Source organism: Legionella sp. D16C41, assembly GCF_048541585.1.
GTDB lineage: Bacteria > Pseudomonadota > Gammaproteobacteria > Legionellales > Legionellaceae > Legionella_C.
In genome coordinates, this window is the sequence record NZ_CP183303.1 from 3,367,675 (window position 1) to 3,379,732 (window position 12,058).

Below are 12,058 nucleotides of genomic sequence, written 5' to 3' on the forward strand. Positions count from 1 at the left end.
ACTTACTCCAACATTTGTCCAAATAAGGACTGATCAATTAAATCGCAAAAACAATGTAATATGAATAAATGAATTTGGCGGACTAACGCTGCATTATCAGCAACAACTCGAATTTCGATATCTTCTGGGCCTAGATGATTAGCTAAAACTCCACCGTCTCGGCCATTTAGGGCAATGGTATCCATACCTCTATCATTAGCAGCATTAACAGCATTTAAAATACTATCAGCATTACCAGAAGTTGAGATAACTAATAAAACGTCACCCTCTTGACCTAATGCTTGAATTTGGCGAGCGAAAACATGCTCATAATGACTATCATTAGCTATTGCTGTAACAGAAGAAGTATCGCCAGTAAGTACTAACACCGGAAGCGCTGGTCGTTCTACAGCAAAATGATGCAACATGGCAGCTGAAAAGTGATGACAATTAGCAGCTGATCCACCATTTCCACATAAAAGAATCTTACCATCGTTTAATAAACAATTAACAAGACGTGCGCCTGCCTTTGCTATTAACGCTGATAATGAATCAGCAGCAGAAATTTGACTTTCAATACTTACCCCAAAAAGTTGTTTTACTCTTTCTTCCATCTGAGACATAACTAATTATTCCAGGCTCTGTATATTTTTAACATTATATTTTCTCACAAACTACTTCTATACCTAGATTGATGACAGGCAAAATGTAACTTAAATACAAGTAAAACACTAGGGGCTGTTGACAATAACCTATGCCTAGAAGAGATGATAAACCTACCTACAGCTTACTTAACACTTTTGAAAAGTTATAACAGCTAATACCATATAAACTTAACTTTTTATTAAGTACGTATTAATTAAAAAAAGCATCTCTAATCCATTCAATCGCTTGCGAGTTATTATTTATACCAACTACATCAAAGCGAATAGGGTATTTATCGCCCCACTTCTTAGTTAAAATAAAATGCTTAGCTGTTTTAATAATTTTATTTTTTTTAGCTTGAGTGATACTTGCAAATGGTCCCCCAAAGATTAGCGAGTTACGTGCCCTCACTTCGATGAAGACCACATATTCTTTATCTCTCATAATTAAATCGATTTCTCCGAACCGACAGCGGTAATTACTCGCAAGCTATACTAAGCCTTGTTTAATTAAATAATTACACGCTTGTTTTTCTGCTACAAAACCAAGTTGTTGTGACATAGGCTCCTTTTATTGACTTATATTTCTAATTTTTGGGCAATCCCATGATTGAATTTCCCCCAGCTTAATTGACGCAAAATTTGTTGCCCGTTATTTAAATAAAGCTGCCCACTATGATTATCAAGCCCTTTGTCAGGCGAGGCAATAAGTTGCTTTAATTGAGTAGATAAGGCATAGCTATCCATTCCTAATGCATAAAGACGACTGTAGCTATTTAATTGTTCTGGCCATTTTTTATTAGGTGCTTGATAATTGAAAATCCAAGGCATATCACAAAAAATTAATCCGTCTAGATCCTTATCTTCTTTTACATTTTTACTGCCGGCATAAACACTAGAAGTTGCATAAACTGGAATATCACCAGCAAAATAATACTTTAATAAAGGCATGATTTGGCGTGCTTTTGAAGGATAAGCAAGCAGAAAAATCATATCAAAATCTTGTCGTCGTTTGCTGGTTAAAGTAATTTCTTGGCCTGGTTTAACTTTATACTGTTTTTCTAGCGCATCATGCTGTGAAACACGTAAAAAGCGTCGGATAGCCTGATTTAAATCAGTAGTATTGTCATAAACTAAACGATCGATAACCTCACCACCTCTCTCTTCCCACTGACTAGTAAATGCAGAAGTTACTTCATGACCCCACATGCCAGCGAGTGAAATAATTAATACTTTATTTAACCCTTTTAAGCTTGCCTTGACAGCAACTTGTTTAGCCTCATCAACAGGCGATAAACTAAAATGATAAGTATTAATTAGATTGTTTATACTATTTAGAGCCGAAGTATTAATATCATTAAGTAGCAAGGTAGGGACTGGATGCTCTAGAGCGGCCACTTTCATAACTTCTGCTTTAGTTAAAGGGCCAACGATATAATCAGCACCCTCTGTTAATGCACGTTGGTAAAGCTCTACGACGTCCTCTGCCGCTGTATCGTATATACGGACATTCATTTCATGCTCTAACTTACTATTACTATAAGCAGCCATAAAACCATCTTGTATTGCATTACCAGGTCCTGCTAAGGGGCCACTTATAGGTAATAATAATGCTATTTGTTTAGGAGTTTTATAAGTAACCGGTTTACTAGGTAGCGATTTAGAATTTGTCTTTAAATAGTAAGCTAGCCATGTATTAGCTGGGTGACTTAGAAATTCTTGCTGCCATAAATTTACTTTCTTTATTAAATTAGATTTACTGGCTTCTTTAACTGCTAAAACTAATTTCGCCCAGCCTTGTAATTCTAAATTATCTTCTGCCCCTGAAAGTGTCTTTAGTTCTGCTATAGGTAAATTTTTTAAAGCTACCCAAATTGCTTGTTGATTAGCTTGATGACTTTCTCTATTTGTTAATAAATGATTAAATTTTAAACGCTCATTCACGGCAGCAATCCTTTTACCTAATAATTCATAGGTATTGGCTAATGCCTCATGAAATTGTGCTTGATAAAAAATGGATAAACGTTTTGGATGTTGGACCACACTAAGTTCACGGATAGCTTCTGCAGGCTTATGCTTTAATAGAGCAATTTTAGCCAAGAGAATATTTTTTATATAGGTCTGCGTAGTTGATAATTGCTCAGTCTGAGCTAAAATAGCCTCAGCTTGCTGCCATTTCCCAGTAAAAAATGACTGTCCTGCTGCCATGATTAACATAGTTTGTTTTTCATTACCATCTTGATCTTCGGCCATGGCTAAATAGCTATTAGCAGATTGAGTAAAAGGTAGCGTCTTAACCAGTGTCATGCTGACTGTGTTTTCAGAAACTTTTGTACAATAGGTAAAAAAAATACTTGATATGACAAGGCAACTTAGCTTAAAAACCAAGAATTTCGGTCGCATACGAAATGTCCAAATCGCAAGAACGCAATAGGATAAACGATGGATAATGCTTCATCAACTAATTATGGCATACTTTATATTGTAGCCACACCCATAGGTAATTTAGATGATATTAGTCAACGAGCTATTAACACCTTAAGCATTGTTGACGCTATTTTAGCTGAAGATACACGTCATTCTCTACCTTTACTAACTGCCCTTGGAATTAATAAACCTTTATGGTCTTTTCATGAGCATAATGAAAATGAAAAAAGTAAAATAATTTTAAGTGCTTTAAAAAAAGGCCAAAGTTTTGCCTTAATCAGTGACGCAGGGACCCCTCTTATTAGCGATCCAGGCTTTTTATTAGTCAAACTAGCTAGGCAAGCTGGTATACAGGTAACTCCCATTCCGGGACCTTGTGCTTTAATTACCGCACTTTGCGCAGCTGGGATTCCTTGTGATAACTTTTTATTTATTGGATTTTTACCTGCTAAACAAAAAGCTCGTTTAACAGAGCTAACCTCTTTATCGCAGCGTGAATATACCGTCGTACTTTATGAATCAACTCATCGAATCCTAGATTGTATTAATACAATTATAGATGTTTATGGTAATGAGTATGAATTTGTACTTGCTAAAGAACTCACTAAGACGTTTGAACATTTTATTCATGCTAATGGTAACACTATTAAAGCTTGGCTCCTTGAGAATGCAGCACATGTAAAAGGAGAATTTGTTCTTATTTTACCTGCAAGAATAATAATTAAAGCAGATACGGAAGATAGGAAGTTATTAACCATTTTACTTAACGAGTTACCACTAAAATTAGCCGTTAAGATTGCTAGCTCACTTTCATCCACAGCTAAAAATGATTTATATAAGCTGGCTTTAGAGTTACAAAATAAATAGTAAACGTAAGTTGGGCTAAGGCCCAACTTACAAATTTTCTGAAGTCTATTAGCTATAATTTAATTATGGTAAATAGTTTAAGATAAAATTATGCCTCTGATAAAAAAAACCGGTTTTATGCTCGTTTTTTTATTAGTTTTCTTGCCTTTCCTAGGTTATCTATTAGGCGGTATTTATAATTTTTTACCCGTCATTACCTTATTTATTGTTGTGCCTTTTATCGATTATCTATTTCAAGATTCCTATAATCCAAATCAAATCCAAGAGCAAGCTCTTAAACAAACATCTTATTTTAAGGCTATCATTTTAATTTATGTACCAATACAAATTATTTTTCTCTCCACAGCACTTTATCTTGTTAGTACACATCAATTACTTTGGTATGAATGGATTGGTTTTTGTGTGTCAATTGGTATTTTAACAGGTGGGATTGGTATTAATCTTGCGCATGAATTAATGCATAAAAATACCCCTTTAGAACAATTTTTAAGTAAAGTATTATTAGTTATGGTCTTTTATGGCCATTTTATGATTGAACATGTTCGTGGTCACCATATCTGGGTTGGTACACCACATGATCCAGTTACCGCTAAGTTTGGCGAGAATTTTTATCAATATTTGCCAAAGGCTGTTATAAATTCTTTCATTTCAGCATTCAAAATCGAAAAAAAACGTCTAGAGAGAAGTAAACAATCTGTTTATAGTTTACATAACGAGTTTTGGTGGATTATTTTTTCTCCTTTACTGATAAGCCTTATTTGTTATTTATTAGGTGGGTGGTCTCCTTTATTATTTTTTATTGGACAAGCCATGGTGGCGATTTTTATTTTAGAAATTGTTAATTATATCGAACATTATGGCTTAGAAAGACAAAAATTAGCTAACGGCCAATATGAAAAGGTTTCCTTTCATCACTCTTGGAATGCTAATCATTGGCTAAGCAATGTTTTACTATTTCAGCTTCAGCGCCATGCTGATCATCACTTATATGGCGCTAAACCTTATCAAATGTTAAAGCATATAGATGAAAGTCCTCAACTACCCGCAGGTTATTTAGGGATGATGTTTTTAGCTTTAATACCGCCTATTTGGCATAAAGTAATCGATAAGCGAGTTTTAGATTACCGGAATAAATATAACATTAATCTTTAACTCGCTTTACTAGATAAGAATTCTATTATGGGTTATAGCAAATAGAAAACCCATGGTGTTCATCATCTTCTGACTCTTTGACTTTATCTTCACCTTTTGGCTTAACTTCACTTTGAAGTTCTAATAGATTAACTGTTGGTTTAGTAGCTTTGTGTTTTTCATAGGCTTCATATAATTTATAAGTCATATAAACTGCAGTAAATACTAAAGCAGCTTCCCAACAAATGGCAAACATTGTAATAGTAAGAGCAGGTAAAACGGCATTTTTAGCTATAGTTAATATAAAATCATTACGCGCATCTTGATAATCTTTTAGTGCTATCGCTAACGATGCTTCACCAGCATTATCAACTTGAGCTTGTATAAACCTTAATTTTTTATCCTTATATTGATTGTAAGAGGAATCGGATAAATACATTGCTGCAGCAACTGTACAGGCAGCATAAGCCACTGGTACTAGCACTGGAAAACCTACAACCATAGCAGCGCTAAAACCTGCTGCAAATAGTACTGCTGCTGCCGTATTAAATAAAAAAGTTGCATTACTGGCTTGCCAAGTTAACTCGAGTTCCTGTTGCTGCGCTTTAATTAAATCACAATGCTTTTTTAAATTAAGAATTTCATTTTTGTTATCAGCGTTAATTAACAAATTTTCATAATGATTTAATTCTTCCTTATATTCAGCCTTTTTTAGTAAATACTCTCGTTCAGCAAGATGGCGGCGCCAAAGCAATAACGCGACGTCAAATAATAAAAAGCCTGCAGTAATCCATCCAGCTGTCGTAGCAGGAATATGAGAAAACTCATTGAAATTAGTTAAAGCGTTGACGGTTCCCCAGACAAAATCATTTAAAAATTCAGGATGGCGCTTAGAAAGCTCTTTAGTAAATCGTTGCCAAGTAGTGAATTCTTTTTCAGCATCCGAAGGTACAAAAGTGTGCTTAATTAACGTCCCCGCATTGATAATAAAACGTGAGGCAAAAAATCCAACGCTTAGGAAACGAAGGACTTCATTGGGGATCTCAAGTTGTTTAACAACATTATCGACATCAATTGGCCTATTTATCCATTTACTTAATAATTCTAATAATTGAGTATTTTTAGCTAAATGCTGAAAAGATCTGGTTAATGTTAAGCGGCAAAATGTCCAATAAAGACGATATAGATTTAAAAGACCAATCTCACCACGAAGTTTAGAAGCGTGAGCAACACTGGTAGTCATTTCTTTCAAATCACTGCCAACTTTTTCACCTAATTTTTTAACAAAGCCTGCTGATTTAGTTTGTGTAGTTTCTATACTTGTACTTTGTCCTCCTAGTCTCGATGCAATTTGCTTGCGAAGTTTGCAATATTCCTCAACTTTTGCAGGCTGTCTATAATCTAAATAATACGCTTCAAGCATTGCACAACAGTAGTAACAATAAAGCCAAAATTCTTCCTGTTTATCTTTATCTTTACTTAAAACAGCATAAAGTTGTTTAAATTCCTGCTCAATTAAATTTTTGTTATCAGATAGAAACTTAAAGCTTTTTTCTTTTGCACGCCTTTCAATCTGCGCAATTGAACCAGCAGAGTTAGTTTGAAAGAAATTATATTTATCATCGCGAAAAGCTGCATATTGTTTTGAAAAAGGCATGATTCAGTCCAAACAAAAAAAGAACAATAAGTTAATAAAAATACAAACTTAACATTGTTTCGGAGTACAAACAATAACTTTCTGTATTTTTATTTTTCACTTTGATTTATTGATAGCAAGCGACGAATCAAAATACCTTTTCAACAAAAATAGATACAATTTTTTGATAATTAAAACGCTTTTAAAAATAAATTTATTTTCCGATGCAGAAACTTGAAAAAATCTTTCCTAATAAATCGTCTGAAGTAAATTCACCAGTGATTTCACATAAACTTTGATGAGCAAGCCGTAAATCTTCAGCTAATAATTCACCTGCGCGCATATCAATTAACTGCTTTTCTCCATTTAATAAAAATTCTTTTGCCCTATCAAGCGCATCTAGATGTCTACGACGAGCAAGAAATTGCCCCTCATTTGGCTGAAAACCAACTATTGATTTAATTTTACTAATTAATAAATCAATACCTACACCTAACTTTGCTGATAAATAGACTGTATTAATTTCCTGCTTCGCTTGTTCATTAACTAAGTCAATTTTATTAAAAACTGTAATTACAGGAATTTTAGCTGGAAGGCGAGCTAATATTGCCTTGTTAAGTTCAAGTTCACTGCCTTTATTTTTAATATCTGTTAATAATAAAACGCAATCAGCTTGGCTAACTTCTTGCCAAGCACGTCTAATACCTTCTTGTTCGATTATATCCGTACTCTCTCTTAAGCCGGCAGTATCAATTAGGTGAACAGGTAAATCATCTAATAGGATATACTCACGCATAACATCACGTGTAGTACCTGCAATTTCGGTCACAATAGCTACTTCGCGGCCCGCTAGTTGATTAATTAAGGTAGATTTTCCTGCATTAGGTTTACCTACAATTACAATAGATAAGCCTTCACGCAGCATTGCTCCTTGTGAAGCATTTTGACGTAATACCGTAAGATTACTAATAATTTCATCAAGTAACATTGCTACTTTACCATCGCCTAAAAAATCAATTTCCTCTTCCGGGAAATCAATTGCAGCTTCTACATAGAGTCGTAAATTAATAATTTGCTCATTAAGTTGATTTATGCGTTTGGAAAAATCACCTTGTAGTGAGCGAACAGCCATGCGTGCTGCCGTCATTGAACTAGCGTGAATTAAATCTGCAATTGCTTCAGCTTGCGCTAAATCAATTTTATCGTTTAAAAAAGCACGTTCTGAAAATTCCCCGGGTCTTGCTAAACGAGCCCCATAGGCAATACTTTCTTGTAATAGATAATCTAAAATAATAGGAGCTCCGTGCCCTTGCAACTCTATTACATCTTCACCTGTAAACGAATGAGGTGCGTTAAAATAAATAAGGATACCACTGTCAATTAGTTGGTCTTGTTTATCGAAAAAGTTGGTATAGATGGTTTGACGTGGCCTTAAGTTTTTTTTCTTCGTTAACTGCTCGCCAATGAAATAGGCTAACGGCCCTGAAATCCTTATTATTCCTACTCCACCACGGCCAGGTGGAGTAGCTATTGCAACAATCGTATCTTGAAATTCACTCATTTCGCCGTCATAAGCTGCTTCTTAGAAGTAGGTCTATCGTCACTGTATTTACGAGTAATATACCATTGCTGCAAAATTGATAAGGTATTATTAACAATCCAATACAATACCAAGCCAGCGGGGAAATTCCAAAACAAAGCTGTAAAAACAATAGGCAATAGCATCATAACCTTCGCCTGCATAGGATCAGGCGGAGCCGGATTTAAGCGTTGCTGTATCAACATAGTCACACCCATAATAATAGGTAGCACATGATAAGGATCTGCAGCAGCTAAATCTTTAATCCAAAATATAAAAGGTGCCTGTCTAAGTTCAACACTTTCTAATAAAACCCAATATAAAGCAATAAATACTGGAATTTGCACTATGATAGGTAAACAACCACCGAAAGGATTTACCTTTTCTTGTTTATACAACTCCATTGTAGCTTGGCTGATTTTTGCTTTATCATCGCCATACCGTTCACGTAATGCCTGTAGTTTCGGTTGTAGTTTTCGCATATTTGCCATCGATTTATAACTTGTGGCAGATAGCTTAAAAAAGGCTAACTTAATCAGTATAGTTACCAAAATGATAGACCACCCCCAGTTACCTACTACGGAGTGAATAGCTTTCATCAGTGAAAATAGAGCTGAAGATACAAACCACAGCCACCCATAATCAACTGTTAAATCTAAACCAGGTGCTATCGCCTTTAAGGTACTGGTAATTTCTGGCCCAATATACAATTTAGAATCTAAAGTTTTTGTTTCACCAGGCTTAATAACTATAGGTTGGCTAACTGCCCCAATAGTATAATCATCATTGGCATTGCGCGTATAAATTAAACTTTTACTGTTAGCCTGTGGTATCCATGCACTTAGAAAATAGTGCTGTTGCATAGCTATCCAACCGCCTGTTACATCAACATTAAGGTTGTTTTTGGTCATATCTTTAAAGCTTACTTTCTTATAGCGAGTATGTTCTGGATTTGAATAAGAAGCACCCGTATAAGAACCCACATGAAATAAACTAGATTGATCTTCGGTAGGTTGAGTACGAACCAATTGCGTATTTATATAACCACGCCAATCTTGTTGACCTTTATTTAAAATTTGATAGTTAACTTGGATAAGATAACTGCCTTGCGTAAAAATAAAATTCTTAACAACTTCTAAGCCCGTGTCCGTTTGCCCTGTAAGAGTAACCACTAATTGCTTTTGATTAGGGCCAAGCTCATAGTGTTGCATAGCTGATTTATAATTAACTTTAAGGTTTTCAACACTGCCATTTGTATTAACAACAAGGCTACTATTGGCCGTATAGCGTTGATTATTTTTATCATAAAGTAATGTTATAGGGGTTTGAGGTTGGTCTACACTGACGGAATAGTTCAATAATTGCGCCTGTGTAATATCACCAAAATTACTATCAATAGCAACTGACAACACATCTGTTTTAACCTCAATAGGTTTTGAAGTAGTTGGAGAAACTAATTGCTGACTGGTAATTTGATTTGAATCATTTAAATTAGGGGTATGAGTGGAATCAACATTAGGCAATAAATTATTTTTACTATTTTTGTTTGCATTACTAGTAGAAGTTATTGTAATTGGTTTATTCGGATAATCTTGCTGCCAAGAAGACCATAAAGAATAAATAACTAGTGCAAGCACTGAATATAATACAACACGTCGAATATCCATCAAGATTTCTCTTCATTATGTAACACTGGATCGTACCCTCCTGCTGACCATGGATGGCAACGGAGTAAACGACAAAACATTAACTTTATACCCTTAAAAACACCAAAATGATTAATTGCTAATAATGCATATTCCGAACAGCTAGGATAATAGCGGCAACAGGGTCTCATTACGGGGCGAATAAATAATCGATAAACGACTATAGGAAAACATGTCAATTGGCGTAGGAAGCATTTAATTTTTTCCATGCATACCCTAAATGTTCAATAATTAACTTATTTTCGACTTTTCCTGCCCCGTGTCTTGCTAAAAAAACGATATCTACCGCAGGTAAATGTTGGGTGCGAAAATTTTCCCGCACTAAACGCTTTAGTCTATTTCGTTGATACGCTTTTGTTATTTTTTTCTTCGCCAAGGCAAGCCCTAATCTTGCATAACCCAAAGAATTTTGCCGATATAAAATTACAAATTCAGGAGTTATAACTTTTTTGGCTTGAGCAAATACATAATCATAATCACCTTTAGTGATTAAGCGTCTTTTTTTGTCAAAACCATACACACTAAGCTGATAAGCGCTTACGACCCTTTGCACGACGGCGTTTTAATACTAAACGGCCACCACGTGTTGCCATACGTTGGCGAAATCCATGATCGCGTTTGCGTTTTAGCTTACTAGGCTGATATGTGCGCTTCATTTTAAACCTACTTAAATTAATTTAAAGGTGGGCAATGATAGAAAACTTTACAAGTTCTGTCAAACCATCTCGATTTAATAATAGGCAGTTTTTAATTGAGAATAAACAGTAATTGGTTTTAAAAAATTAATTGAAAAAACTTTGAGGTAATAATAATAACATATTAAATATTTTATCTTTTGTTTATTATTAGTAAAGAAAAAATCTGTGGATACTTATTAAAAATTAATTACTATCAACAAATTAACTTTGATGTAAATCTGTTAAAAAGAAGTGTTCTTCCTGATTAATAGCTTAAGATTAATTTTCATATATTTTAAAATTTCCTTTTCTATACACACGTTTTGCTAAGTTAAACTTGCATACATTAAACAATTTATTAACGTATCTTTAAAAATTCATTTGTCTTTAAATTAACCAACCATTTCGCGACCTTAATTATAATAATAAATTAAGAATTTAAATTTGTTATGATTATTATGTAGCGTTTTTCTGTTGATAAACTTATAATTTTATAAAAAAACAATGACTTAACTGAAATTTAACCTGGTGATATATAGTTTTTAAGTAGTACGTGTTTTCTTAATTAAAAATACTTTTGGCCATTTTCTTTGCAATCACTACTACTTTTCCCCAGCTTTAATTAACCTTTTCAGAGACTTTTACAGCGAGAGTATAAGTTTATAAACAATAAAAATTTATTTTTATAATCTAAATGTTTAAGGATATTATTAAGTGGCTTTTCAAAAAGGGGTTAAACCCAGACAATTTTAATTATTCTTATCTGATAAACATTATAAATTTTAAGCTTTTGGATTATGATTGTTTGATTTTTAGGCTTTATGGATTGTAATTTATTTATCCTTAACGCTATTAAGCACATTTAACGCAATTCTTTAGTAAAAAAATTAATTTTCTTAACTGGTATAGCTTTATCTCTAAACTTTTTTGCGATACATTATTCTTGATATACTAAAGTTACCCTTAGCAATGGTTAGAAATTTTGGTTTTATCTACCTAGTTAGTTTCGTATATCCATTTTTAATTAACCAATTTTTGTTTAGTTAGATCAACAAACCTCATATAATTAGTAGTTTGATTGACTTTTATCTTTAGATTTTGAATTTGAAAAATTCAATTTAGCCTATTATTGAACATATTTGCTGTTATATATATTTTAGAGTCGATCTCAAAACTATATTTTTATTCTTTGCTAGGTATAATGATCGACCCGCCTATAAATTGTTTTATTATAGTATTCATATTCGCTAAATTTGATGGAGCAATTTAAAAGGCAAATAACGCTGTAATTAATTTTAATAACTGCGTTACTAGTAAGTTAATTTTTATTTGCTAGCTTACTGGCTTTGGTGGCAGTATTTAACTTTATTGGTTGTTTAAAATAGCAACCATTGTTGCTTGAGGAGTTTTTT

At 33.7% G+C, this 12,058-nt stretch carries 10 protein-coding genes and 1 pseudogene; 2 read left to right on the top strand and 9 right to left on the bottom strand.

From position 1 onward, the window contains the following. Positions 1–2 precede the first annotated feature (2 nt). The 3 genes and pseudogenes from ACNVED_RS14650 to ACNVED_RS14660 all read right to left on the bottom strand — a co-directional run bounded on the left by ACNVED_RS14650 (position 3) and on the right by ACNVED_RS14660 (position 3,026). Entirely contained in the window at positions 3–602 is a 600-nt protein-coding gene (locus ACNVED_RS14650) for a D-sedoheptulose-7-phosphate isomerase (RefSeq protein WP_419419717.1), read from the bottom strand. Between the two features lie 232 nt (positions 603–834). Then, a pseudogene (locus ACNVED_RS14655) lies at positions 835–1,185 on the bottom strand (YraN family protein). A 17-nt stretch (positions 1,186–1,202) separates the two neighbouring features. Then, complete coding sequence (locus tag ACNVED_RS14660) at positions 1,203–3,026, bottom strand: penicillin-binding protein activator (RefSeq protein ID WP_419419718.1); 1,824 nt, start codon at positions 3,024–3,026, stop codon at positions 1,203–1,205. Between the two features lie 39 nt (positions 3,027–3,065). On the opposite strand from ACNVED_RS14660, the gene rsmI reads away from it, so the two are divergent. Together rsmI and ACNVED_RS14670 are read left to right on the top strand one after the other, a co-directional pair. Next, positions 3,066–3,917, top strand: a complete 852-nt coding sequence (gene rsmI / locus ACNVED_RS14665; protein WP_419419719.1) for a 16S rRNA (cytidine(1402)-2'-O)-methyltransferase — start codon at positions 3,066–3,068, stop codon at positions 3,915–3,917. Positions 3,918–4,007: 90 nt separating this feature from the next. Continuing rightward, the gene (locus tag ACNVED_RS14670) at positions 4,008–5,069 is read left to right on the top strand and encodes an alkane 1-monooxygenase (protein ID WP_419419720.1); all 1,062 of its coding nucleotides are present in this window, start codon (positions 4,008–4,010) and stop codon (positions 5,067–5,069) included. Positions 5,070–5,094: 25 nt separating this feature from the next. On the opposite strand, the gene ACNVED_RS14675 is transcribed toward ACNVED_RS14670, so the two are convergent. From ACNVED_RS14675 to rpmH, 6 genes are all read right to left on the bottom strand, one after another. Further along, positions 5,095–6,705 (bottom strand): hypothetical protein, encoded by a 1,611-nt coding sequence (locus ACNVED_RS14675; protein ID WP_419419721.1) that lies wholly within the window; start codon positions 6,703–6,705, stop codon positions 5,095–5,097. Between the two features lie 193 nt (positions 6,706–6,898). Continuing rightward, the gene (gene mnmE / locus ACNVED_RS14680) at positions 6,899–8,245 is read right to left on the bottom strand and encodes a tRNA uridine-5-carboxymethylaminomethyl(34) synthesis GTPase MnmE (RefSeq protein ID WP_419419722.1); all 1,347 of its coding nucleotides are present in this window, start codon (positions 8,243–8,245) and stop codon (positions 6,899–6,901) included. Further along, on the bottom strand, positions 8,242–9,930 hold the full coding sequence (yidC, locus tag ACNVED_RS14685) for a membrane protein insertase YidC (RefSeq protein WP_419419723.1): 1,689 nt from the start codon (positions 9,928–9,930) through the stop codon (positions 8,242–8,244). Before yidC ends, mnmE begins: the two co-directional genes overlap by 4 nt. Beyond that, the gene (gene yidD / locus ACNVED_RS14690; protein ID WP_419419724.1) at positions 9,930–10,178 is read right to left on the bottom strand and encodes a membrane protein insertion efficiency factor YidD; all 249 of its coding nucleotides are present in this window, start codon (positions 10,176–10,178) and stop codon (positions 9,930–9,932) included. The genes yidC and yidD overlap by 1 nt, the downstream gene beginning before the upstream one ends. Beyond that, positions 10,145–10,522 carry a ribonuclease P protein component gene (gene rnpA, locus ACNVED_RS14695; RefSeq protein ID WP_419419725.1) on the bottom strand — a complete coding sequence of 126 codons (378 nt, stop codon included), beginning with the start codon at positions 10,520–10,522 and terminating at the stop codon, positions 10,145–10,147. The genes yidD and rnpA overlap by 34 nt, the downstream gene beginning before the upstream one ends. After that, positions 10,491–10,625, bottom strand: coding sequence for a 50S ribosomal protein L34 (gene rpmH / locus ACNVED_RS14700; protein ID WP_115303963.1), 135 nt, complete (start codon positions 10,623–10,625; stop codon positions 10,491–10,493). The genes rnpA and rpmH overlap by 32 nt, the downstream gene beginning before the upstream one ends. Positions 10,626–12,058: the final 1,433 nt, after the last annotated feature.